The organism is Campylobacter sp. US53 (assembly GCF_004378995.1).
Lineage (GTDB): Bacteria > Campylobacterota > Campylobacteria > Campylobacterales > Campylobacteraceae > Campylobacter_D > Campylobacter_D jejuni.
Genome location: NZ_RYYH01000002.1, coordinates 39,579 through 63,560, shown reverse-complemented (window position 1 = coordinate 63,560; position 23,982 = coordinate 39,579). Strand labels below are relative to the sequence as shown.

The following is a 23,982-nucleotide window of genomic DNA, read 5'->3' as shown; positions in this document are numbered from 1 at the left end:
ATAATTTTATCCTCTTAGGATTTTAAAATCATATATAATAGGTAGTGTAATTCTTAAATCTCCATTATACTGCGGAAAATTTAAAGAAGCTTTTCTTATGCTTTCTAAAGCACTTTTATCTAACAAATCATATCCTGAGCTTTCTATGATTTTTAAATCTGCTAAAGTTTTATTTTCTTTCCATAAAAATTCTACTTTTACAGTTCCTTGCATACGCATTTTTTTTGCTTGCCTTGGATAAAATTGTGCTTGTTGTATAGCTTTTTGGATTTCTTTTAATACAGGGTGATTATCTTTTCCTTGTGTTAATTGGGTGATTTTAGGTTTGACATTTGTATCAGTTGTTTTTGCAAAAGTTTTAACTTCTTGAGTTGGTGCTATTGGGGTTTTATTTGGTATTGGGTGTGGAGGTGTTTTTTTTACCTTTTTTTGAATTTTTTCAGGAGTTTTTTTAATAACTTTTGGCTGAGGTTTTGGTTTGATAGGTTCTATAATGGATTCTGTTGGTTTAGTCTCATTTGTTGGATTAGTTTGGGTAAATTGTTTTATTACTAAAGAAAAAGAATCTTCATTTTTAATTTCCATTTTAAAAAAGTCATTCGAGTGAAAAATGACAAAAAGCAAAGGTATAAAGACTATAAAAGTTATATAAGAAGCTTGGTATTTATGATTTAAAAATAAAGTTTTCATTTGTTTTTCTCAGTAAGAATCTGAAAATTTTCATGTTCTTTGGCTTTTAAAAAATCTATAATTTTTACAAAGCTTTCAAATTTAGCATTTTTATCGCTTTTTAGTTCTACTATGGTTTTTTTATCAAGTGAAAAAATAGCATTTTGAACTTCATTTAAATCAGCTAATTTATCATTTAAATAAAAAGTATTTTTTTCGTCTATGGTTATAAGAAGTTTTTTTTCATTATTGTTTATATTGGTAGCATTTTCACTTGAAGGAAGTGAGATTTGAATTTTTCCATGCGCAATAAAGGTTGAAATACTAAGCACTATAGCAAGTAAAACAAGCATAATATCTATAAATGGAACTATATTCAAACCTTCATTTTTTGGTAGTTTAAGCATTTTTATTTGCCTTATAAGCATTGCTTAAGAGAGAAACTTTTCTAAGTAGAGCATTATAAGCCATTAAAGTAGGAATAGCAACCAAAAGTCCCAAAGCTGTAGCCTTAAGAGCTAAAGAAAGTCCCACGACTATGGATTTGACATCTATATTGCCTGCCAAGCCCATTTCGTAAAATGTAACCATGATGCCTATTACAGTACCTAAAAGTCCTATATAAGGGGCATTGGAATAGATGATATATATAGTGGTCAAATTTTCACTAATCGCATCATTAAATTGCTCTTGATTCTCATAATTTTTAAAGTTAATTTTTCTAAAAAATAGCATTCTTTCTACAACACACCAAAAAGCTATAAATGCCATAATTCCTAGAATTAAAAAGATAATTAAATCGATGTAATCTTTTAGAAATTCCACATTTTTCTCCAAAAATATACTTATAAATTTTAAAAGATTATACTATATAAAAAATAAATTTATAATTAATATCAATTATCATAATTTTTAAGAAATTCTTGTTTATAGTTTTTATTTTTATTAGGTTATAATTTATAAAAAATTAATAGGGTTTAACATGACTATAGATTTAAATCACAATTTTACCTCTTTTGTTCTTCTTGATGAAGTTGATTTTAATTTTTCGGAGTTAAAAAGCATTTTAGAAGATAAATTTAATATAAAAATAGCTGATGAAAATTTTACCAAAGAGGGAGTGATTTTTTCACATGAAAATATGTTGATTACTCTAAATTTGATTAAAAATCCTATACCTAATCACGAAGCAGAATACTATGCAAATTTTAATTTTATGTGGAAAGATGCCTTAGAGCAAACTAAAAAACATAAAGCTCATCTTCTTATAGCGGTGCTAAGTCAAGATCAAAGCAAATTAGAACAAGCTAAAATGTTTACGAAAATTGCAGCTTTATGTTTGGATAATAAACATGCTTTAGGTTTTTATACAGGTGCAGTTGTTTTAGAGCCCAGTTTTTATATAGAAAATGCAAAAATGTTAGATGATAATCGCTTGCCGGTATATAATTGGATATATGTTAGTGTTTATCCTAGTGAAAATGGAGTTAATGCTTATACTTATGGGCTTAGAAATTTTGATAAATTAGAACTTGAAGTTTGTGATTTAAACATAGAAGAAAAAGAACTTTTCTTTTGTATTTATGATATTGTTTTGCATATTTTAACTTATGATATTAATCTAAAAGATAAAGATATTTTAAAATTTGAAGATGGAAAAGAAATAAAATTTATAAAAAGTCAAGGTATAAGTGTTGAGAATGAAAGCTTGAAAATTATTTTTTAAGTTTCACATTCACTTCACAGTTTTGAGTTAAACTTTCGCCAACCAAGACAAAAAAGGAGAAACTATGAAAGCAAAATTAACTTTACTTGCTTTGTTGGGTGCTACGGTGCTTTTAGCTAAAGATATGGTTGTTCCTGCTAGCGAACTTCCAAATAATGCCAAAGAATTTATTTCTAAAAATTTTAAAACCGCTCAAATTGGTTTGGTGAAAAAAGATATAGATTCTTATGATGTAATTTTAAATGATGGAACTGAAATTGATTTTATGATCAATGGAGATTGGAAAGAAGTTGATGGAAAATATAAGGCTTTACCACATACTATTTTACCTAGTGTTATGAAAAAAGTGAGTGCAACTCAACCAAATGCTCAAATTCTTGAAATAGATAAAGAAATTAATGGTTATAAATTTAAGTTTAATAATAACATGAAAGTTTATACGGATATGCAAGGAAATGTCCTAGGTCAAAAATTAGATTAATTTTTGAAAATTTAACTCCCTTAGAAAATTTGATGCAAAAATTTGGAAGCATAGTCTTCCAAATTTTTATTTTTTGATTGCAAAACCCAAAATATATTTAGTTTTAAAATAATACTTTATTGATACAAGTGATTGTTTTTTTATAAAATTAAATTTACAAAATGTTACATAAGATTTAAAATATTTTTTTTAAAAAATAATTATTTATAAATATTTTGCTAAAATAAAAGAGATGTAATCTTAAATTTAAGGAAGAATAATGAATACTCCTAAATGGACTAGTCACGATACAAGGTGGGTTTTATCTCTTTTTGGAACAGCTATTGGAGCCGGCGTACTTTTGTTACCTATTAGTGCTGGGCTTGGTGGATTGATACCTTTGTTAGTTATACTTGTTTTAGCTTTTCCTATGACTTACTTAGCTCATAGAAATTTATGTCGCTTTGTGCTTTCAAGTTCTAATCCAAAAGATGATATTACTTTTGTTGCAGAAAGTTATTTTGGCAAGGGTGGTGGATTTTTAATTACGCTTTTGTATTTTTTTGCTATTTTGCCCATTTTATTGGTTTATAGTGCTAATCTTACAACAACTTTACTTGAATTTTTAGTCAATCAGTTTAATTTCAATGCAGATCTTACTCATGCTGCTCGTTGGTGGGTGAGTTTTTTGATTGTTGGAGTTTTGGTTTTGATTTCTATTCTTGGTGAGAATGTTGTGACAAAAGCAATGAGTTTTCTTGTTTTTCCTTTTATTATATTTTTATTTATTTTTTCATTGCTTTTAATTCCACAATGGAATTCATCATTATTTACAAATGCCGATTTTTCTGTAATTTCAACAAGTAATTTTTGGGTTACTTTATGGCTTGTTGTTCCTGTGATGGTATTTAGTTTTAATCACTCTCCTATTATTTCTTCGCTTGCTTGTTATTGTAAAAAAGAATATGGTGATTATGCTGAACCTCGCGCTAGAAAAATTATTTCTTTGGCAATTATTCTTATGGTTTTTGTTGTAATGTTTTTTGTTTTTTCTTGTGCTTTAACTTTTACACCAGAAGATTTTGCATCAGCAAAAGATCAAAATATCAATATTCTTACCTTTATAGCAAATAAATTTCCTGAAGTTTCTTTGCTGACTTATGTTGGGCCTATTGTTGCACTTGTGGCCATTAGTAAAAGTTTCTTAGGACATTATCTTGGTTCTCAAGAGGGCTTAAATGGTATTTTATATAAAGCAAGTAATGGTAAAATTCAAGGTAAATTCGCTCAAACTTTAACAGCGATCATTACCTTTGCTATCGCTTGGTTTGTTGCGTATAAAAATCCAAGTGTTATAGGAATTATTGAGGCTATTGGTGGTCCTGTTTTGGCTATTTTGCTTTTCTTAATGCCGCTTTATTGTATTTATCGTTTTGATATTTTGGCAAGATTTCGTAATAAATTTTTAGATCTTTTTATTTTGGTAATGGGAATAGTTGCAATTTCTGCTGCAATTCACAATCTTTTATAAATTAAGGATAAAAAATGAGTAATTTAAGCATTTTTAAAATAGGTGTTGGCCCTTCTTCTTCTCATACTTTAGGGCCTATGCTTGCTGGAAATTTATTTTGTAAAAAAGTTGCTAAAAAGCTCGATGAAATTGATAGAGTTGAAGTCACTCTTTACGGTTCTTTGTCATTAACAGGTAAAGGACACTTGAGTGATAAGGCTGTAATTTGGGGGTTAAATGGCCTAGAAGCTAAAAATTTAAGTGCGGCAATACAAGATGAAGTAAATAAAAATGCTATTGAAAATGCTCAAATTGATTTTTGTGGCGAGAAAAAACTTTGTTTTAATTATGAAAAAGATTTGATATTTTCCAAAGATTTTTTACCTTTGCATGAGAATGGTATGAAGATTAAAGCTTATGATTGCAAAGGTGTGTTAATTGATGAAGAAACTTATTATTCTGTAGGTGGAGGCTTTGTTTTAACAGCTGCACAATTAGAAAAAAAAGGTAAAAATTCCAACCAAAATAAAAAGAAAAAACTAGATATAGAGCTTAACAATGCAAAAGAAGCTTTAGAACTTTGCGATAAAAGAGATTGGGATTTAGCAGAGCTTTCTTATCGTTATGAATTGCAATTTCACACTAAAGAGGAAATTCGAGCTTATTGTCTTGAAATTTGGGAAGTGATGCAAGAAGTGTATTATAATGGCACACATCCAAATGAAGATTATTTGCCTGGAAAACTTCATTTAAAACGTAGAGCCAAAGGGCTTAAAGAAAGAGTGGCGATGACAGCTGATCCTATGGGCATTATAGATTTTATTTCTTTATATGCTATTGCGATTGCTGAAGAAAATGCTAGCGGAGCAAAGGTTGTAACCGCACCAACAAATGGAGCATGTGCTGTTATCCCTGCTGTTATGCTTTATCTTAAAAATCATACTATAGGCTTTAGTGATGAAAAGGCTATAGAGTTTTTATTAACAGCAATGCTTATAGGTTCTTTTTATAAGAAAAATGCAAGTATTAGCGGAGCAGAAGCAGGCTGTCAAGCAGAAATTGGTAGTGCTAGTTCTATGGCAGCTGCGGCTATGGCAACAGTTTTAGGAGCTAATGCTTTTAAAGCATGCAACGCTGCTGAAATGGCAATGGAACATCATCTAGGTTTAACTTGCGATCCAGTTGCAGGACTTGTGCAAATTCCTTGTATAGAAAGAAATGCCTTTGGAGCTATTAAGGCTATAAGTGCTGCTAGAATGGCAATGACACGTAAATCTACTCCCATGGTAAGCCTTGATGATGTTATAGAAACCATGTACGAAACAGGAAAAGATATGAATTATAAATACAAAGAAACTTCTTTAGGTGGTCTTGCTACAAATTTAAAAACAGTATGCTAAAGTATTTTTTACACTTTAGTGTATTTTTTCATTCTTTGACTTAAAAATTCTTTCATTTCTTCTTTGGAAAAACTTTTAAGAATACGAATTTGCTTAAAAAGCAAGCCAAGATTGATTGCTCCCATCACTAAAAGCAATAAGCAAATCATTAAAAAAACAAGATCTATGGCTCCAAATTCATTAATCATAGCCAAACTTGCAAAAAATATGCTCGCTAATAATAAAAAAAATAAAAGCAATATTTGTTTTAATTTTGCTTCATTAAAATTATCGCAATTTTGAGTGAAATTTCTAAAAAGTATGATCTTTTTACCCAAATTTGAAATTAAAATCTCATCATTTTCTTTAAATAAGCCTTCTTTTAAACTTTGATAAAAAAAGATTTCATTGTTTAAATTTAAATTATCTTTGTAGCTTGATAAGGTGTAGTCTTTGTAAAAAAAGGATTTTAATTCATTTTTCTTTTCTATTTTAAATAATCTTAAATCATTTCTCGCATAAAAAAACCCACTAAAGTTCATAAATGCCATAAGTATCACTCCCTAAAAAATTTCTATAAAGTGGCTTGAAATTTAAAGGTATTGTAACATTTTTTTCATCATTTAAACTTGAACTTTGGAAAATCAAAAACATATCTATTTCATCTTTAAAGATTTCTAGAAAATTTTCTCCACCCTCATACATTAAAAATTTTGCTTCACTTGGAATTTGGGTATAAATTTGGCGGTTTGGAACTTTAAATAAAGGGATATTTTTATCAAAATTATCTATATTTTGACGGCTTAAGATACAAAGATTAGGCGCTTTTGCTTTGCAAAGCCTAGCATCTAGTATAGGATGATCTTTTCTTATGGTTTCTCCACCGACTACAAGCAAATCAATCACCGCTCTAATTTTATGTGCATAAGCGCGACTTAGCTCATTGCTTACGATTTTGCCAAAAGGCGAGCCATTCATAGAAAGGGCTAATTTAAAAAGTTTAAATTGCCCTTTTTGCCATTTTAAAAAAGGTTTTAAAAGTTTTTTTCCTTCTTCTTTAAGTATGTCAAATTCAACCTCTATGCCTTGTTTTTTTAAAAATTCAGCCCCACCACTTGCGATTTTATTTCCATCTTTAACGCTGATGAAAATTTTTTTAAAACCTAGCTCGCTAAAGAGTTTTGCACAAGGAGGCGTTTTTCCTTGATGAGAGCAAGGCTCAAGTGTGACAAAAGCTATGCTATCTTTAAATACACCTTGATGGTTTTTGCAAATAAACTCATGTAAGGCGTTTGCTTCTTTAGGCAATGAAATTTCAGGTCTTAAGCTTTTAAAAGCATGAGTTATGGCATTAAGTTCTGCATGAGCTAATCCAGCTTTTTCATGAGCTTTTATGGCTAAAATTTTTCCATTTTTATCTAAGATTACACAGCCTACAGCCGGATTTGGATAGGTTAAAAACTGATATTTCCAAGCCTCATTTAAGGCTAAATTCATATAAAATTCTTTCATTTGCCTACCTTGTATTTTAAAATTTGACATATTTTTAAAATTTTATATTTTTGTTTTAAGATAACAAATTCTAAATTTTCCATTTGTATTTCTTATTTTTAGTTATATTAGTCATAGTTTTTCTAAGTTTTTTAGGATATAACAAAAATAGTAAGACCGAAGTATTATTTTTCATTTGTAGTATCCTTTATAATTTCAGGAATGATATAATTGATAAACTAGAAAGTCTTGGTGGCCGGGAGAAAGGGATTCGAACCCCTGGAGGTGTGACCCTCAACGGTTTTCAAGACCGCCGCTTTCGACCACTCAGCCATCTCCCGATAAAGTAAAGTTTTGCCTTTTGGAGGCGACATCCGGATTCGAACCGGAGATCAAGGCTTTGCAGGCCCATGCCTTACCGCTTGGCTATGTCGCCCTGATAATGTTGAAAAAGTGGTGCCCGAGGCCGGACTTGAACCGGCACGGAAGAAAAATTCCGAGGGATTTTAAGTCCCTTGTGTCTACCAATTCCACCACCCGGGCGGGTGATTATGGAGCGGGAAACGAGATTCGAACTCGCGACCCCAACCTTGGCAAGGTTGTGCTCTACCCCTGAGCTATTCCCGCATAAATTTCTGAAAGAATTGAAGATAAAAGTATAGCAAAATAAACTTAAAAGGAGTTTATTTTGCCTTAAGTTATTTGCAAATAAATAAAGCTTTTGCACTTAAAATTTGTTCTTTTTCGCTGATAATTGGAGATGAAAGTTCTATATTGTCAGATTTTGCATTTAACATTCTAGGTGCGATATTGGCATTTGTATTTACTTGTAAATTTTTCAATACACAAGTTTTATTAAGATCTAAAGAGTAAGTTTTTTCATATTCGTATGATGTTTTTAAAAGCTCTTTGTAGAGATTTTCTTTGTTGTTGTTTAGTGTATCTTTTGAAAATCTTGTTTGTATGGCTGGTGTTGAAACGCTGATGAAATTATTTTTAGCTATGATAGAATTGATGTCATTTAAAAGCTTGTTAAAATCTGCAAGTCGGTTTTCTTTAAATTCACATTCTAAATTCGCATCAAATCTTTGACCTTTTGGGGTTTGTATACCATCTTTATAGGAAAAATTAGGCTCTAAAGAAAAACTTCCTTCGCTACAAAAATTTTCTTTTTTTGAGCGTTCTAAAATTTGATTGAAAGTATTTGCGATTTCGGCTTTTTCACTATTGTCTAATGTGATTTTTGAGCTTAAATTTTCATTTGCCCAAAAATTAATATTTGCATATAAAATATCGGGTTTTAGTGTATTGCTTACTTCTATATTTCTTGAAAAATATAAATCATGATTAGAGTCTTTTTTGCCTAAAAATTCTACATTAAAAACTACTCCTGTAACAAAAAGTAATAAACATAAAAAACCTACGCCTAAACTTTTAAAAAAAGCTAACATTTAATATCCTTAATAATTTAATTTGAGCTAATTTTAGCAAAAAATTTTAAAATTTTTTGTTATACTTTCATTTATGCAAAAAAAAGAGCTTGAAAAACTGCAAGAAAATTTACTTCTTTGGTATGAAAAAAATGGACGCAAAACTTTGCCTTGGCGTAATTTACAAAGTCAAAATTGTGATGAAAATTTAAAGCATATTGATAGAGCTTATGGGGTTTATATCAGCGAAATTATGCTTCAACAAACTCAAGTTAAATCAGTTTTAGAAAGGTTTTATTTTCCCTTTTTGCAAAAATTTCCTACTTTGCAAAGTTTAGCTAAAGCCAATGAAAATGAGCTTTTAAAGGCTTGGCAAGGGCTTGGCTACTATACTCGTGCTAGAAATTTAAAAAAGGTAGCCTTAGAATGCGTGGATAAGTTTGGAGCTAAATTGCCCAAAGAAGTTGAGGAACTAAAAAAACTAAGCGGTATAGGAGCTTATACAGCAGGTGCTATAGCTTGTTTTGGCTATGATCAAAAGGTTTCTTTTGTTGATGGTAATATACGCCGTGTGCTTTCTCGTCTTTTTGCTTTGGAAAATCCTAGTATGAAAGAACTTGAAAAAAGAGCTAAAGAGCTTTTAAATATAAATCATGCCTTTGATCATAACCAAGCTTTGCTTGATATAGGAGCATTGGTTTGTGTGAGTAAAAATGCAAAGTGTGGAATTTGTCCTTTGTATGATTTTTGTCAAGGCAAATTTCATACAGAGCTTTATCCAAGAGCTAAAAAAATACTTTATCAAAGTGTAAATTTAAATCTTTTTTTGTTTGAATTTAATAAAAAATTTGCGATACAGAAAAGCCAAGATAAGCTTTATAAGGGTATGTATAATTTTCCTTTTTTTAAAGAAGGAGTGTATAAACTTTCTAAAGATATGAGTTTTGTAGGGGAGTTTAAGCACGGCTATACTAAGTATAAACTTAATATCAAGGTTTATCATCAAATTTTAAATAATGAAAATAAAAATTATGAATTTCAAACCTTAAAAGAGTTAGAAAGTACCGCACTTTCAGCACTTTCTTTAAAAGTGTTAAAATTAATTAAGCTCTGATTTTTTAGGCAAGCATAAAGTAGCTATAAGCATGATGATTGTAAAAATGGCTATATAGATAAAAAAGCCATTTTCTATACCTGCATTTTTAAATTGCAAAGCAACCCAAGGAGCAGATCCTCCAAAAACAGCATTTGAAATAGCATAACCCAAACCTGTCCCTAAAGCTCTTACATGTTCAGGAAAAAGTTTTGCTTTAAAAATCCCGGCAACTGAAGTATAAAAACTTAAAATAACAAACAATAATACTACTAACATAAATGTCAAAGAAGGATTATTTTGCACGTTATTAGCTATAAGTGAAAAAATAGGATAAATTCCTACCAATGCCAAAATACAAAATACAATTAAAGATCGTTTGTGACCTATTTTATCTCCTATATATCCAAAAAGAGGTTGAATGATCATTAGTATAAATAAAGCACCTAAGAAAAGATTATTAACAAGCATTTTATCCATACCCGTATTTTCCATAAAAGTTTTAGTATAAGTTGTAATAGTATAAAAAGCTAAAGAACCTCCAGAAGTAACCCCAAGCACCATTAAAAAAGGTTTCCAAGATTTGCATAATGCTTTTAAAGTACCACGATCTTCATGCTGGTGAAGTTTTGTAGCACTTTCATTCATCATTTTTCTTACAAAAAGCGAGCCTAGTGCTAAAATTCCGCCTATTACAAAAAGTATTCTCCAAGCGTAATCTTTCATATCATCAATACTAAAAAATAAAAACATTATACTAATGCTTGCAACGGCCAAAAGTTGACCACCTATTAGGGTTACATACTGAAAAGATGAGTAAAAACCGCGTTTTCCTTCTGTAGCAAGTTCTGAAAGATAAGTAGCTGCTATACCATACTCCCCACCTACACTAAGACCTTGAATAAGTCTTGCTATTAAAAGCAAGATAATAGCAAGATCGCCCACTGTATCTTTGCTTGGCAAGGCTGCTATCATAAAAGAGCCCAAAGCCATTAAAACCACTGATATAACCATAGATTTTTTACGACCTACTTTATCAGCTAAAGAGCCAAAAAGCCAAGAGCCTATAGGACGCATAAAAAACCCTGCTGCAAAAACCCCAAAGGCATTGATTTGCTGGATAACAGGATTATCTGAAGTTGAAAAAGTATGAGCAAAATAAGTTGCTGTAAAAGCATAGATATAAAAATCAAACCACTCTACTAAATTTCCGCTACTTGCAGCAATAATAGAGCGAATTTTTTTCGTGCGAGTAAGCTCTTGCATAAACCTTTCCTTAATTTTAGATTTTTATTTAAGTATAGTGTGATTTTTGTTTGATATATTTAAAAATAAAGAAGAGAAATAAAAAAGATAAAAATATCGATAAAAATGTTACATATTTTAATAAATTTCATAAATTTTGGTAAAATGTTTACTCTAGGAAATATAATGAAATTTAAAAAAATATATATAGAATTAAGCGATATTTGTGGTTTAAAATGTGATTTTTGTCCTTCTCAAAAAGGAATTCGCGGGGTAATGAGTGAAGAAAAATTTCAAAACTTAGCTTATGAAATTTCTAATAAAGCTGAGCTTTTTACCTTTCATCTTTTGGGCGATCCTTTGCTTTTACCTAATTTGGAAAATTATCTAAAAATCGCAAAAAATGAAGCTATGAAACTTGAAATCACTACAAGTGGCTTTTATCTAAATTCTAAAAATCAAGCTTTATTGTTAGGGTATGAGAATATCCATCAAATCAATATTTCTTTAATGTCTTTTTTAAGTCAAAGCAAAATTTCTTTAGAACAGTATTTTAAGCCTATTTTAGAACTTTGCAAAAAGCATTTAGAGCAAAAAAGCCTTTCTTTTATCAATCTAAGACTTTGGAATTTAGATGCTAATTTTAAAGCACCTAAGTCAAATTTAAAAATTTATGAGTTTTTAGCTAAAGAATTTGAAGTTAAGATCGATACAAACTTAAGTAAAAATCGCTTGCAAAGACATATTTTGCTTCATCAAAATAAACTTTTTAAATGGCCAAATTTAAAAGATGAACCCCTTTATAAAAAAGGAAAATGTCATGCTTTAAAAGAGCAAATTGGGATTTTAAGTGATGGAAGTTTAGTGCCTTGCTGTTTGGATACTAAAGCAGATATTAACTTGGGAAATGTTTTTGAAAATAACTTTGATAAGCTTTTTAAATCACCGCGTATAAAGATGATGAAAAAAGCTTTTGAAGAAGATAAACGCATAGAAAAACTTTGTCAAACTTGCGAATTTTTTAAAGCAAGATTGGGTGATTAAAAATTGTTATTTTCTAGCTTTGTTTTAAATTCTTGAATTCTATCTATTATCTTAGGACTAAGACGTAATAATATATGTGTATCTTTGTTAAAATAAATACTTCCTGTTTTAACTGCTTTGGTATTTTTCAATAAAGCATTTGTATCTAAAAGGTTGTTTTTAGCATTAATTCCAAGAATGAGTATGTCTGGATTTTGTTTCAGTATATATTCTGCTGATATAACAGGTCTTGAAATTTGACTTTGCGGGCTTAAATTTTTAATCCCTATAAGTCTTAAAATATCAGCTATTAAAGAATTATTATTAAAGGCCATTAAAGGGTTGCTAGAATAAAGATAAATCGCACTTTTATTTAGGGGTTTATCGCTTAATTTTTTTAAATTTTGGGTAAATTCTTGTTTTAAAAGCTCTGCTTCTTTTTCTTTTTTGGTGATTTGGCCTAAGGTTGTGATATTTTTTGTTATATCTTCTAAACGCTCGGCTTTTAAATTGATACTTTTGATACCAAAATTTTTAAGTCCTTCTTCTAAATTTAAAGAATAAGAGCTTAAAATCACCAAACTTGGTTTTAATGCTACTATTTTTTCAAGTGAAGGATTTGAAAAAGTGCCTACACTTGTAAGTTTTGAGGTTTGATCTTTAGGATAGATATTTGAGTGTTGTAAAGTGGCAATGCCTACGATTTGATCTTCAGCCTTAAGCATAAAAAGGGTTTCTATGCTTGCAGGATCAAGCACTACAAGGCGTTCTTTTGCATTTAGTGTGATTAAAAATAAACTCATAATAATTAAAATTTTTTTCATTTTTTCTCCTTTAAAGCTAAAATATAAGGTTTAGAATTTTTATAAATAATCTCGCAGTTTAAATCATAAATTTCTTTTAAAATTTCTTGAGTAAAAAGCTCTTTGCTCGTTCCAAAATACTTTATTTCCCCTTCTTTTAAAAAAAGGATTTTATCGCAAAACATGGAAGCTAAATTTAAATCATGCAAGATAGCAACAACGGCTATATTTTTTTCTTTAACTAGTTTTTCGCAAAGAGTTAAAAGCTCTATAGCATAGTTTAAATCAAGGGCTGAAGTAGGTTCATCTAAAAAAAGAATTTTTGGCTTTTTAAGCAAAGCTCTTGCTAAAAGCATTCTTTGAAATTCACCCCCACTTAAAGAAAGTATGCTTCTTTCTAGAAAATTTTTAAGTCTTAAATCCTTAGCAAATTCTTTAATTTCTAAAATATCTTCTTTAGAATAAGAACTAAAAGCGTGTTTTAAATTTGCATATTTGCTCATTAAAAGCACATCGATGACTTTTAAAGGGGTGTTTAATTCTGATTTTTGAGGCACAAAGCCACAAATTTTGGCAAATTCTTTAAGAGAAAAATCCTTGATATTTGTGTTAAAAAGACTTATCTCTCCTTTATTTGGACTTAAATTTTTAAGTATAAGTTTTAAAAGAGTGCTTTTGCCTGAGCCATTTGGCCCTAAAATTCCTATAAAAGCCTGATTTTTAAGTTCTAAATGAATGTTTTTTAGTAAATCTTTTTGGTGATAAGCAAAGCTTAAATCTTGTATTTTTAGCATTATAAAAATCTCCTAGCGCTTAAAGCCAAATATAAAAAAATAGGAGCTCCAAAAAATGCAGTTAGGATTCCAATCGGAATTTGTACAGGGGCTAAAAGAGTTCTTGCTAAAGTATCACAAATAAGTAAAAATAATCCTCCAAATGCTGTACATAAAGGGATAACCAAGGCATTATCATAATTTTTAAGCAAAAGTCTTATAGTATGAGGAATGATGAGTCCAACAAAGCCTATAAGTCCGCTAAAAGCAACCGCAAAAGATACAGCTAAGGATGAAACAATGAGTAAATTTATCTTTAATTTTTGAGCATTTACCCCTAGATTTCTAGCTTCATCATCTCCGCTTAAAAGTATGTTTAATTCGTTTTTATGAGCGTAAAAATAAAACAAACAAAAAATTAAAGGCAAGATTAAAATTCCCACACGAAACCAAGAAGCATTGCCTATATTTCCCATAAGCCAAGCGACTATTTTAAAAGAATCCTCGCCTATAAGATAAGTGAAAAAAGAAGTAAAAGCTCCTAAAAAAGATGAAGCTGCTATACCGATAATGAGTAAAGTCGCTATAGAAGCTTTAGAAGAAATTTTAAAAACTCCTAGGGCAAAAAAGGCAGAGCAAACAAAACCTAAAATTCCATAATAATAATCATTCAATTTTAACAAATACGCCAAAACCGCTCCAAAGGTTGCCGCAGAAGCTATACCTATGATATAAGGATCGGCTATAGGATTTGAAAATACATTTTGAGTGATAGCTCCACTACTAGCTAAAAGCATACCGATTAAAATCGCCATTATAATCCGTGGTAAGCGTCCATCTATGATGATTTGTCTTAAAATTTCATCTTGGCTAAAGATATATGAAAAAAGTTCTTTTGGGTTTAAATTCTCATCTCCTAAGCAAAGTGCTGTAAAAGAAGCGATTATATAAGCTACCAAAAGCCCTATAATCACTAAAATTTTAGAATGCGTATTTAAATTCAACATAGTAGTTTCTGCCATTCCCAACTAGGTATTGATCATTTATACTGTCTTGGTATGTGTAGTATCTTTTATCGAAAAGATTGCGAATTCCTGCTAAAATTTGTAATTTTTTATAATTATATTTCATACCAATATCTGTTAAAAAATAATCCCTTATCCAAGAATTTTTAGACATTTTTCCTGTATTTTCATTTATAGTTCCACCATCTTTTGCTCTAGAAAAATAGGTTAAATCAATAAAATTTGAGAAATTTTTATTCCAAGCGTATTCAAGCCCAGCTGTGGCTTTGATTTTTGAAACATAAGGAATTCTCATGCCGTCATTAACACCTTTAGAAATTTTAGCATCAAGATAAGTTAGACTTTCTCTAAAGATTAAATCATCATCTAAGAAATTTTGACTCAGACTTAATTCTACTCCTAAACGGCGAGTTTGATCTATATTATAATATTTCCACCAAGATCCACTAGTAGAATGAGGGTTTCCAAGATAAGAAATTTCATCTTTGCTTAGAGTGTAAAATAAAGTTAGATTAAAGCCGTAAAAATCCCACCAAAAATCATCAATACCTAGTTCAAAGGTATCAAAGATCTCAGCTTTTAGGTTCGACGAATAATAGGGTGGTATTCCATTACCAGTTTTGTTGCGATTGACAAATTGAGCAGGTGTAGGAGAAACAAAACCTCTTTCGTATTTAAGATAAAGATTACCTGTGTCAGAGTATTTAAAGTTAGGAGTGATTTCAAAAGCAAAATTATTGGTGTTTTTATCGGTATCAAAAAGGGTTGTTGAGTCTGTGATTATAGGATTTGATGATGGCGGTCTTCCGTTCATACTCATTTCATTTCTATAAGATCTATTGGTATTATAAGTGCTAAATTCATATCTAGCTCCACCGGATAAAGTGAAAAATTCATTAAAATTATGAGAATCAAGAGCAAAAATAGAATGGCTTTGTTTAGTCATATCCATTAAAGTTGTCATCCTGTGATAATTTATGAAACTTGGAACGCTATAATACACCAAACTCTTTCTTTTTGCATCATGGTTTGCAAATTCATAACCAAAAATAAAATAAGAATTATTTGCATAATTTAGTTTGTTTTTTAAACTTATCCCTGTAAGCGTGTCTTCAAAACCACTTCCATTTTGATAAGCTGTAGTTCCCATCATAGAAATTTCATCTTTTAGATAATTGATCTTTTGATTTTGCCAAAAAGCTTCTAGGTTAAATTCCCATATATCATCAAAATAGTAATGATAATCCAAAGAAATTTCAGGGCGATTGATTTGTGTGATATTGTCACTATTGCCTTTTTGAGTTGGATCGCTTTGAGCTTGTACTTTTGTTAGATAGCCACTGCTGGTATTTTTGCTTTTAAAATAATTATAACCCAAAGTTAAATCGCTATTATCATTGATATCAATATAGGTTTTTGTGTTAATAAAATAACCTTTTTCATTATAACCTTCTTGATATCCATCAAGGTTAAAACTTTGTATATCAAAGCTAAAAGCTAAATTTTCATTTATTTGTTTGGCACCATTGATACCTAAATTTCCACCTAGTCCACCATGATCATAAGCACTGCTTTTTAAATTTATAGCAAAAGCATCTGATTTTTGTTTTTTTGTAATGATATTAATCACACCCCCTCTAGTACCACTTCCATAAAGCACAGACCCACCTCCAGGTATGATTTCTATGCGTTCTACATTATCTAAATTGATACTATCTAGCGGGGTTACACCATGGGAATTATCAAGAACATTAATAGCACGCCCATCGATCATAACTTTTACAGCTATATTGGATTTATCTCCTTGTCCACGCATATCTATATTGCGTCCAAGTCCAAAATTTACAAAGCTAATACCCGAAATTCTTTCTAAGGCTTGTTCTAAGGAAACATAACCTTTATTTTGCAGATCTTTGCCTTCTATGCTGATTACATTGCGTAAATTTGAGTCTGCATCTTGCTCAAAACCTGTTGCACTAACAACAACTTTTTGTAATTTAATAGCTTCATTTGATTCTTGCGCATTTAAATTAGTTATTAGCAATAATGCAAATAAAGATAACTTAAAAGCTTTTTTATTTGGATGCAAATTTTACTCCTTAAATAAAATAAATAATGATAATTTATATCATAATAATTTAGAATGAAATTTATCCTTTATTAACTTAATTTAGTATAAATTTTTGTTAAAATAGATAATTTATATATTTTAAGTGCTTTTTAATTTGATAATTGATACCATTTTTTTTAATATTTTATTTTAAAATCAAGAAAGGATAAAAATGAATTTTCAAAGCATTATTTCTCATATGAATGATCATCATAAATCAAATTTAGTTGATCTTTGTAAAAAATTTGGTGGTATTGAGCAAGTGCAAGATGTTTTTCTAAAAAGTGTTGATTTTAATGGCTTGGATCTTGTTTACAATGATAAAGAAAATTTACGAGTGGAATTTCCTAAAAAAGCCGATGAAAACACAATTAAAGATACTATAATATCCCTTTGCATGAGTGCAAAGAGTGAGCAAAATTTTAGTGGTGTAGAAAAAGAATTAAATGAATTTATGCTAAGTTTTAATTCTGTAGCTTTGGCAACTTTAAATACAAATGGAGAAGTTGTTTGCTCGTATGCACCTTTTGTAAGCACAGAATGGGGAAATTATATTTATATAAGTGAAGTAAGTGAACATTTTAACAACATCAAAGTAAATCCAAACAATATGGAAATAATGTTTTTAGAGGATGAGAGTAAAGCTGCTTCTGTGATACTTCGCAAAAGATTGCGCTATAGAGTAAATGCAAGCTTTTTAGAGAGAGGTGAAAGATTTGATCAAATTTATGATGAGTTTGAAAAACAAACCGGAGGAGAAGGAGGCATTAAAACTATACGCAAGATGCTTGATTTTCATCTAGTAAAGCTTGAATTTAAAAAAGGACGCTTTGTAAAAGGTTTTGGTCAAGCTTATGATATAGAAAATGGAAATGTTGCACATGTAGGTGCTAGTGGAAATCCACATAAATTCCCACATAAGCATTAATTTGTATAAAATCTTATAAATTTTGTTCTTGTAAAGCTTGGGCTTGATGATGAGTGATTAAAGGTTCTATGATTTCATCAAAAAGCCCATCTTGCATAATGGCATCTAAGCGATATAAAGTAAGATTTATTCTATGATCGCTGATACGATTTTGTGGAAAATTGTAAGTGCGAATGCGTTCGCTTCTATCTCCGCTTCCTACTTGTGATTTTCTTGCTTCACTTTCTTTTGCTAGTCTTTCACTTTCTTGCATTTCATAAAGCCTTGCTTTTAGGACTTTCATCGCACTTTCTTTATTTTTGTGTTGGCTTTTTCCATCTTGATTGACTACAACTATACCTGTGGGGATATGAGTGATACGAACAGCTGAATCAGTAGTATTTACACTTTGTCCACCATGTCCTGAAGATCGCATAACATCAACTTTAAGATCGTTTGGATTGATTTCGATTTCTATATCATCAACTTCTGGCATTACTGCCACGGTGATAGCAGAAGTATGCACGCGTCCTTGGGATTCTGTTTGAGGAACTCTTTGAACACGGTGCGTTCCACCTTCATATTTAAGTCTTGAATAAGCCCCTGTTCCTTTAACAAGCATGATGATTTCTTTAAATCCACCTACACTTCCTTCACTAGAGCTTACAATCTCAAGTTTATAGCCGCGATTTTCAGCATATCTTGCATAAGCTTTTACAAGATCTCCTACAAATAAAGATGCCTCATCGCCACCTGTACCTGCACGAATTTCAAGAAAAATATTTCTTTCATCATTTGGATCCTTAGGAAGAAGTAAAATTTTAATCTCTTCTTCAAGTTTTGGTTTTAATTCTTCTAAAGTTTTTAGTTCTTCTTTTGCAAGTTCCCCAAGTTCTGGATCGTTTAGCAAAGCTTTATTTTCTTCTATATTGTCTAAAGTTTTTAAATACTCTTTAGCTTTTAAAACGATAGGTTCTAAATTTTTTTGTTCTTTAGAGAGTGTAGTCATTTTACTGATATCGTTGAGTATATCAGAACTGCTAAGAAGAGAATTTAACTCTTCAAAGCGTTTTAAAAAAGGATCTAGTTTGCTAGCTAACATTAAAAACTATATAGAAAATTATGCGATTTTATTTACTAAAAGGGCTAAGCGGCTTACACGGCGAGAAGCAGTTTGTTTTTTAATGAAACCGCGACTTACCATAGCATGAATGCTTTTATTAGCTACTTTTAAAGCTTCATTAGCAGCATTTTTATCTCCATTTGCTGCAGCTTCTCTTACGGCTTTAGTTATATTTTTAAGTCTTGTTCTATAGAATCTATTTCTTTCTGTTTTTTTAATAGTTTGTCTTGCTCTTTTTTCAGCAGATTTATGGTTTGCCATTTATATTTTCCTTTTTTGAAATTAAAGACTAAATTATATAAGAATAAAATTTAAAATTTAATTAATTTAAGCAAAATTTCAAAATAAATCCTTTAAATTTATATCCCAAAAAACTAAATTAAATTTAAGTAAAAATCCATAAATTACCGCACTTAAAAGTCCAGCAAACAATCCTGCTAGCATATCATCAAGCATTACACCTAGTCCGCCTTTGACTTTTTTATCTATCTTGCCAATAATAGAAGGTTTTGTAATGTCAAAGAGTCTAAATAAAACAAAAGCCAAAATAAAATTGACTATCGAGTTTTCAACACTTGCTGCAATAGCACAAGCAAGAAAAACCCCAGCAACTTCATCGATAACTATGTGTTTGTCATCGTGAATTCCTGTTTTTTTTTCATAATCATCTATAACACGAATACTTGCAACAAAAATTAAAATACTTAGTAAAAACAAAGTATTAATCCCGAGATATTTAAGTATAAAAAAAGCAGGTATTAAAGCAGCGATAGTACCAAAAGTCCCACTTGCCTTTTTTATAGAACCTGAATAAAAAAAAGTTAAAAATAATTTTTGCATTTTGTTACACCATATAAGACATTTGATGAATTTCTAAAAGTTTTTGATAAAATTCTTCATCATTTTTGTATTCTAAAATTCCATCAGTTGGAAAAAGCTCATTATAAATTTTTTGCATATTTTTTAATCTATTTGGAAAAAGAGAAGTTAAAATAACACTAGATACTTCCTTGCGCATGAAAATTGCTGGAGGAATGATACCCGCTCTTAGTAAATCTTTTAAAGACTGAGAATTATAGTGCAAATGGTGATGACAACCATGAGGGCAAGATCTTGTGCTAACAATCATGCGACATTGATCGCAAAATACAAATTCAGGCAAAACAATCACTTCTATGCCATAATCCTTGGAAAAATCATCAAGTATGGTTTTTGGTTGATTATCATCATAAAACATTCCAAGTCCTGTATGATTTTGTCCTACTACTAGTTTGGTACAACCTAGACTTTTTGCGATAATGCTTTCTAAGCCAGGATTTAAATGAGCGTGAAAAATATTAATATTTTTTAATGGAAAAATGAAAATTCTATCCGGTGGAAGATAGTTTTGAATAAATTTTTTCAAATAAGCTTCTTTAAGTTCGAATTCAAACCCATTTGCATCAAAAGATTCTACAAGAAAAATTACAACTAAATCTGCTTTATCAATAGTCCAACGAAACATTCTTTCATGGGCACGATGCAAAGGATCAAAACTTGAAACTATAGCGGTAATTTTTTGTGCATTAAGATTGTTTTTGATTTGTTGAAAATTTTCTTTTATTTTTTTAATTTGAGAATTGTAAATTTCTATTTTTCCACTTATACAAGTTGTTCCCATATCTTCCAAAGAGCAAGTGTTAGGACTGAAAATATCAGAAAAATTTTTATTATTTTTAAATCGGCTTTTAAAATCTATATGTCCTACTACTTTTTCGTCTAGTATGAGATCGATTCTATCGCCAGATTTTATATCATTTAGTGCTTCTTCAGCATTTTTTGGTGCAAAGCTTAAGGGATAGGGAAAACTTTCTCCTTTAAATTTTCCTGATTTAATGATTTCATTGACTTCTTTTTCATTCATTAAATGAGTGCAAGTACCTAGCAAACCTTCTTTAATAAGTGACAAGATACCAAATTCATTTTGATCTATGGTAATGTTTTTATTTTTTCTTGCTGATTTCATATTTCTTCCTTTTTTCCCATAAAGATTTACGTGAAATGCCTAATTTTTTTGAAAGATCAGTATCAGGAAATATATTTTGGTAATTTATAATAACATATTTTACATACTCATCTATGGTTAAAATTTCATTGCTATCGATATTTTTTTCATTATCATTTAAATTAATGCAGTTTATTTTTAAATCATCTGTATTTGAATTGGTATGCAAAATAACATTTTTGTTTTGTATAAAATCTAGGAGTTTTTCCTTTTCTGCTGCTTTTAATGCTTGAAAATTACTCAAAAATAAGAGATTGTTTTCTGTGGGAAGTTTCATAACTTTTTCAACTGAATTTGTAGATGTTAAATCAATAAAAGAAAGAGTAATGTCACATTCATTTGCATAATTAAAAACAAAAGCATCAGCACTGCTTTGCTTGTTGGATTTTAATATCAATGGAAGTTTTAATTTTTTATAATTATACTCTGGAATTTTGATTGTTTCTAATCTTGATTTGATATAGCTTTGATAAGCTTTATTAAGGATTGAAAGTTTTCTAAAATCTTGATAATGCTTTATTTTTCTAATCAGCTCTTCTATCATAAAGGGTTTTTGAATATAATCACTAGCACCTAATTTCAAAGGATTTGAAACTGTATCTGTACTTATATAAGAAATAAGCAAAATAATAATACTATGTTTAAACTGACCTACGGCTTTTAGAAAGTTATTAGTATTTGTAGAAAGCAGTACAATATCATAGTATTTTTCACCATTGTATTCATCAAACGAGTTGATAATTTCACAGCTATATCCAGCATCACTTAGTTTAATGCTAATGCTTTGTGCTAGATAAATTTCATTTTCAATAATTAAAACTTTCATAATCTTGTCCAATCAAAATATTTTAAATTTACACTACTAAGCACCGCCATACCTTCTTTTCTTCCAATAAAACCCAATTTTTCCGTTGTTGTGGCTTTAACATTGATTCTAAATTCATCTAAATCTAAAGTATGAGCTATATTGCTTTGCATAGCTTGTTTAAAGTCTTTAAGTTTAGGGCTTTGTGCCATGACGCAAATGTCTATATTAATGAGTTCAAAACCTACTTCTCTGACTTTATCATAAGCCTGTTTTAAAAGCTCCATGGAGTTGGCATTTTTAAATTTCATATCAGTATCAGGATAAAGCTCTCCTATATCTCCAAGTCCTGCAGCACCTAAAATCGCATCGGTTAAAGAGTGAGCTAAAACATCTCCATCGCTGTGTGCTTTAAGCCCCATAGTAGGATGAATTTGCACTCCTGCTAAAAGCAAAGGGCGATTCTCTCCAAATTCATGCACATCAAAACCATTGCCAGTAAAAATTTCAAAGCTAGGTGTAGGCAAATCAAGCTTTTTAAGATCTTCTTTAAAGGTTAGTTTTCTTGCATTTTCTTCACCTTCAACAAACCAAATTTTTCCACCCATTGCAGCTATAGCTGTGCTATCATCTGTAAATTCTAGGTTTTGATCCAAGGCTTTTTTAAGCAATTTGGTTTTAGAAATTTGCGGGGTTTGAATGAGTTTGATTTTTTCTCTTTGCAAGGCTTCATTGTCAAAAAGTGTTGTATCTGCAACTTTTAAAGCAGGGGTAATACAATCTGCTTTATCTAAATTTTCAATCAAACGATCAAACAAATTTTTACTCACCAATACCCTTGCTACATCACTTACCATAACAAATTCGCTATCTATGAGCTCTAAGGCTTTTTTTAAGGATTCTGCTCTGGTATCACCACCTTCTATGAATTCATAGTTTTTAGTAAATTTTTTCATATAAGTGATATTACTAGAGGTAACAACTATTTTTTTAAAAGGATAAAAAGAGCTTAAATTTTTTGTTGCATAAAGCCAAAGAGGGTCATTTCCAAGTCGTAAAAATTGTTTTTTTACCTTTGTGTTAAAACGAGTAGAATTTCCAGCTGCTAACATAATGAGGCTAATTTCACTCATTTTTTCATTCCTCTTTTTAATATTGTTGGTTTTTATAATGTTACCATATTATACACTTATAAAAAGCTAAATTTTATCATTTTATTAGTAAAATTGATTTTTTTAAAAGACAAGGAAAAAATATGAAAGAACAAATTTTAGAGAAATTAAAAACTGTAAAATATCCTGGTTTTGAAAAGGATATAGTGAGTTTTAACTTTGTAAAAGATATTAAAATTCAAGATGATGGTGTATTTATTGATATAGAAATCGTTTCAGCAAATCCTGAAGTAGCTAATGAAATTCGTAAAAATGCTATTGAAGCTTTATCGAGTTTGGCTTTAAAAAATATTGAACTTAATATCATTACTCCAAAAATTCCTGAAGAAAAAAGCAATTCAAGAAGTGGAAAAAATATCGCTCCACAAGTAAAAAATTTCATCATGGTTTCAAGTGGAAAAGGTGGTGTGGGCAAATCTACAACTACAGTAAATTTAGCAATTTCCATGGCTAAAATGGGAAAAAGAGTAGGGATTTTAGATGCAGATATTTATGGGCCAAATATTCCAAGAATGCTAGGCGAAACCAAAACTCAGCCTGAAGTAGTAGGGCAGAGATTAAAGCCTATTTTAACTCATGGTGTTTATATGATGAGTATGGGGGTTTTGATCGAAGAGGGTCAAGGTCTTATGTGGCGTGGAGCTATGATTATGAAAGCAATCGAGCAACTTTTAGCCGATGTGATTTGGCCTGAACTTGATGTATTGTTTTTGGATATGCCTCCAGGAACAGGCGATGCGCAAATTACTTCTGCACAAAGTATTCCTATTACTGCAGGAGTTTGTGTAAGCACACCTCAAACCGTATCTTTAGATGATAGTAAAAGAGCTTTAGATATGTTTAATAAGCTTCACATTCCTATAGCGGGTGTAATTGAAAATATGAGTGGATTTTTATGCCCTGATAATGGTAAAGAGTATGATATTTTTGGCAAAGGAACGGCTGAGAATATGGCAAAAGCCTATAAAAGTGAAGTTTTAGCACAAATTCCTATAGAAATGATAGTAAGGGAAGGTGGAGATGAAGGCAAGCCTGTGAGTTTTTATCACCCTGAAAGTGTGAGTTCAAAGCGTTATTTAATGGCAGCTGAAAAAATTTGGAGCTTTATAGAAAAGATTAACAATGAAGGTGGTGCGGATAATTCTGCTATACAACCTGTGATGAATGGAAAAAGTGCGTGTTCGCATTAAAAAT

General features: G+C 30.2%; 25 protein-coding genes and 4 tRNA genes. 8 read left to right on the top strand and 21 right to left on the bottom strand.

The window, feature by feature from the left end; all coding sequences use genetic code 11:
• Window positions 1-6 precede the first annotated feature (6 nt).
• The 3 genes from ELQ05_RS02460 to exbB are packed head-to-tail and all read right to left on the bottom strand — an operon-like array spanning window position 7 to window position 1,494.
• On the bottom strand, window positions 7-690 hold the full coding sequence (locus tag ELQ05_RS02460) for an energy transducer TonB (protein ID WP_088303409.1): 684 nt from the start codon (window positions 688-690) through the stop codon (window positions 7-9).
• Complete coding sequence (exbD, locus tag ELQ05_RS02455) at window positions 687-1,076, bottom strand: TonB system transport protein ExbD (protein ID WP_052802183.1); 390 nt, start codon at window positions 1,074-1,076, stop codon at window positions 687-689. The genes ELQ05_RS02460 and exbD overlap by 4 nt, the downstream gene beginning before the upstream one ends.
• On the bottom strand, window positions 1,069-1,494 hold the full coding sequence (exbB, locus tag ELQ05_RS02450) for a TonB-system energizer ExbB (protein WP_002896877.1): 426 nt from the start codon (window positions 1,492-1,494) through the stop codon (window positions 1,069-1,071). Before exbB ends, exbD begins: the two co-directional genes overlap by 8 nt.
• A 157-nt stretch (window positions 1,495-1,651) precedes the next feature.
• Here exbB and ELQ05_RS02445 point away from each other — a divergent pair, with 157 nt between their 5' ends.
• The 4 genes from ELQ05_RS02445 to ELQ05_RS02430 all read left to right on the top strand — a co-directional run bounded on the left by ELQ05_RS02445 (window position 1,652) and on the right by ELQ05_RS02430 (window position 5,765).
• A complete protein-coding gene (locus ELQ05_RS02445) occupies window positions 1,652-2,395 on the top strand; it encodes a DUF4261 domain-containing protein (RefSeq protein ID WP_044306321.1) in 744 nt (247 codons plus the stop codon).
• A 64-nt stretch (window positions 2,396-2,459) separates the two neighbouring features.
• Window positions 2,460-2,876 (top strand): PepSY-like domain-containing protein, encoded by a 417-nt coding sequence (locus tag ELQ05_RS02440; protein ID WP_002856602.1) that lies wholly within the window; start codon window positions 2,460-2,462, stop codon window positions 2,874-2,876.
• Between the two features lie 259 nt (window positions 2,877-3,135).
• Window positions 3,136-4,386, top strand: a complete 1,251-nt coding sequence (locus tag ELQ05_RS02435) for a serine/threonine protein kinase (protein WP_070316570.1) — start codon at window positions 3,136-3,138, stop codon at window positions 4,384-4,386.
• A gap of 14 nt (window positions 4,387-4,400) precedes the next feature.
• Entirely contained in the window at window positions 4,401-5,765 is a 1,365-nt protein-coding gene (locus ELQ05_RS02430; RefSeq protein WP_088303408.1) for an L-serine ammonia-lyase, read from the top strand.
• An 8-nt stretch (window positions 5,766-5,773) separates the two neighbouring features.
• Here the strand turns inward: ELQ05_RS02430 and ELQ05_RS02425 are convergent, their stop codons facing one another.
• The 7 genes from ELQ05_RS02425 to ELQ05_RS02395 all read right to left on the bottom strand — a co-directional run bounded on the left by ELQ05_RS02425 (window position 5,774) and on the right by ELQ05_RS02395 (window position 8,686).
• The gene (locus ELQ05_RS02425) at window positions 5,774-6,295 is read right to left on the bottom strand and encodes a hypothetical protein (protein ID WP_002938629.1); all 522 of its coding nucleotides are present in this window, start codon (window positions 6,293-6,295) and stop codon (window positions 5,774-5,776) included.
• Window positions 6,276-7,286, bottom strand: a complete 1,011-nt coding sequence (ribD, locus tag ELQ05_RS02420; RefSeq protein ID WP_096702731.1) for a bifunctional diaminohydroxyphosphoribosylaminopyrimidine deaminase/5-amino-6-(5-phosphoribosylamino)uracil reductase RibD — start codon at window positions 7,284-7,286, stop codon at window positions 6,276-6,278. Before ribD ends, ELQ05_RS02425 begins: the two co-directional genes overlap by 20 nt.
• A 202-nt stretch (window positions 7,287-7,488) precedes the next feature.
• Window positions 7,489-7,576 (bottom strand) — tRNA-Ser (locus ELQ05_RS02415).
• Between the two features lie 21 nt (window positions 7,577-7,597).
• Window positions 7,598-7,671 (bottom strand) — tRNA-Cys (locus ELQ05_RS02410).
• An 18-nt stretch (window positions 7,672-7,689) separates the two neighbouring features.
• Window positions 7,690-7,778 (bottom strand) — tRNA-Leu (locus tag ELQ05_RS02405).
• A gap of 9 nt (window positions 7,779-7,787) precedes the next feature.
• Window positions 7,788-7,862 (bottom strand) — tRNA-Gly (locus ELQ05_RS02400).
• A 71-nt stretch (window positions 7,863-7,933) separates the two neighbouring features.
• Window positions 7,934-8,686 carry a hypothetical protein gene (locus ELQ05_RS02395; protein WP_134239921.1) on the bottom strand — a complete coding sequence of 251 codons (753 nt, stop codon included), beginning with the start codon at window positions 8,684-8,686 and terminating at the stop codon, window positions 7,934-7,936.
• 73 nt (window positions 8,687-8,759) lie between these two features.
• On the opposite strand from ELQ05_RS02395, the gene mutY reads away from it, so the two are divergent.
• On the top strand, window positions 8,760-9,779 hold the full coding sequence (gene mutY / locus ELQ05_RS02390) for an A/G-specific adenine glycosylase (RefSeq protein ID WP_134239920.1): 1,020 nt from the start codon (window positions 8,760-8,762) through the stop codon (window positions 9,777-9,779).
• On the opposite strand, the gene ELQ05_RS02385 is transcribed toward mutY, so the two are convergent.
• The gene (locus ELQ05_RS02385) at window positions 9,765-11,024 is read right to left on the bottom strand and encodes an MFS transporter (protein ID WP_070241009.1); all 1,260 of its coding nucleotides are present in this window, start codon (window positions 11,022-11,024) and stop codon (window positions 9,765-9,767) included. The two genes, mutY and ELQ05_RS02385, sit on opposite strands and share 15 nt — an antisense overlap.
• 165 nt (window positions 11,025-11,189) lie before the next feature.
• On the opposite strand from ELQ05_RS02385, the gene ELQ05_RS02380 reads away from it, so the two are divergent.
• Window positions 11,190-12,047 (top strand): radical SAM/SPASM domain-containing protein, encoded by an 858-nt coding sequence (locus tag ELQ05_RS02380; RefSeq protein ID WP_070241011.1) that lies wholly within the window; start codon window positions 11,190-11,192, stop codon window positions 12,045-12,047.
• Here the strand turns inward: ELQ05_RS02380 and ELQ05_RS02375 are convergent.
• Genes ELQ05_RS02375 through ELQ05_RS02360 form a run of 4 tightly spaced genes read right to left on the bottom strand, consistent with a single transcriptional unit; the run spans window position 12,044 to window position 16,716 of the window.
• Window positions 12,044-12,850, bottom strand: coding sequence for an ABC transporter substrate-binding protein (locus ELQ05_RS02375; RefSeq protein ID WP_070241013.1), 807 nt, complete (start codon window positions 12,848-12,850; stop codon window positions 12,044-12,046). The two genes, ELQ05_RS02380 and ELQ05_RS02375, sit on opposite strands and share 4 nt — an antisense overlap.
• Window positions 12,847-13,623 carry an ABC transporter ATP-binding protein gene (locus tag ELQ05_RS02370; RefSeq protein ID WP_070241015.1) on the bottom strand — a complete coding sequence of 259 codons (777 nt, stop codon included), beginning with the start codon at window positions 13,621-13,623 and terminating at the stop codon, window positions 12,847-12,849. The genes ELQ05_RS02375 and ELQ05_RS02370 overlap by 4 nt, the downstream gene beginning before the upstream one ends.
• Window positions 13,623-14,609: an iron ABC transporter permease gene (locus ELQ05_RS02365; RefSeq protein WP_002856526.1), complete on the bottom strand. Its 987-nt coding sequence runs from the start codon at window positions 14,607-14,609 to the stop codon at window positions 13,623-13,625. The genes ELQ05_RS02370 and ELQ05_RS02365 overlap by 1 nt, the downstream gene beginning before the upstream one ends.
• Window positions 14,584-16,716, bottom strand: coding sequence for a TonB-dependent receptor (locus ELQ05_RS02360; protein WP_134239919.1), 2,133 nt, complete (start codon window positions 16,714-16,716; stop codon window positions 14,584-14,586). The genes ELQ05_RS02365 and ELQ05_RS02360 overlap by 26 nt, the downstream gene beginning before the upstream one ends.
• Window positions 16,717-16,909: 193 nt before the next feature.
• Between ELQ05_RS02360 and ELQ05_RS02355 the strand changes: the two genes are divergently transcribed.
• Entirely contained in the window at window positions 16,910-17,665 is a 756-nt protein-coding gene (locus ELQ05_RS02355) for a HugZ family heme oxygenase (RefSeq protein ID WP_052793662.1), read from the top strand.
• Between the two features lie 13 nt (window positions 17,666-17,678).
• Here the strand turns inward: ELQ05_RS02355 and prfA are convergent, their stop codons facing one another.
• From prfA to ELQ05_RS02325, 6 genes are all read right to left on the bottom strand, one after another.
• Entirely contained in the window at window positions 17,679-18,746 is a 1,068-nt protein-coding gene (prfA, locus tag ELQ05_RS02350) for a peptide chain release factor 1 (RefSeq protein WP_002858952.1), read from the bottom strand.
• An 18-nt stretch (window positions 18,747-18,764) separates the two neighbouring features.
• Window positions 18,765-19,028, bottom strand: coding sequence for a 30S ribosomal protein S20 (rpsT, locus tag ELQ05_RS02345; RefSeq protein ID WP_002856547.1), 264 nt, complete (start codon window positions 19,026-19,028; stop codon window positions 18,765-18,767).
• A 78-nt stretch (window positions 19,029-19,106) separates the two neighbouring features.
• Window positions 19,107-19,607 (bottom strand): phosphatidylglycerophosphatase A, encoded by a 501-nt coding sequence (locus ELQ05_RS02340; protein WP_002858951.1) that lies wholly within the window; start codon window positions 19,605-19,607, stop codon window positions 19,107-19,109.
• Window positions 19,608-19,611: 4 nt separating this feature from the next.
• Window positions 19,612-20,772 (bottom strand): sulfate adenylyltransferase, encoded by a 1,161-nt coding sequence (locus ELQ05_RS02335; protein WP_002866588.1) that lies wholly within the window; start codon window positions 20,770-20,772, stop codon window positions 19,612-19,614.
• Window positions 20,750-21,637, bottom strand: a complete 888-nt coding sequence (locus ELQ05_RS02330) for a response regulator (protein WP_002862251.1) — start codon at window positions 21,635-21,637, stop codon at window positions 20,750-20,752. Before ELQ05_RS02330 ends, ELQ05_RS02335 begins: the two co-directional genes overlap by 23 nt.
• Window positions 21,634-22,749 carry a bifunctional 2-C-methyl-D-erythritol 4-phosphate cytidylyltransferase/2-C-methyl-D-erythritol 2,4-cyclodiphosphate synthase gene (locus tag ELQ05_RS02325; protein WP_002877789.1) on the bottom strand — a complete coding sequence of 372 codons (1,116 nt, stop codon included), beginning with the start codon at window positions 22,747-22,749 and terminating at the stop codon, window positions 21,634-21,636. The genes ELQ05_RS02330 and ELQ05_RS02325 overlap by 4 nt, the downstream gene beginning before the upstream one ends.
• Before the next feature lie 122 nt (window positions 22,750-22,871).
• Between ELQ05_RS02325 and ELQ05_RS02320 the strand changes: the two genes are divergently transcribed.
• Window positions 22,872-23,978: an Mrp/NBP35 family ATP-binding protein gene (locus tag ELQ05_RS02320; RefSeq protein ID WP_088303402.1), complete on the top strand. Its 1,107-nt coding sequence runs from the start codon at window positions 22,872-22,874 to the stop codon at window positions 23,976-23,978.
• Window positions 23,979-23,982 lie beyond the last annotated feature (4 nt).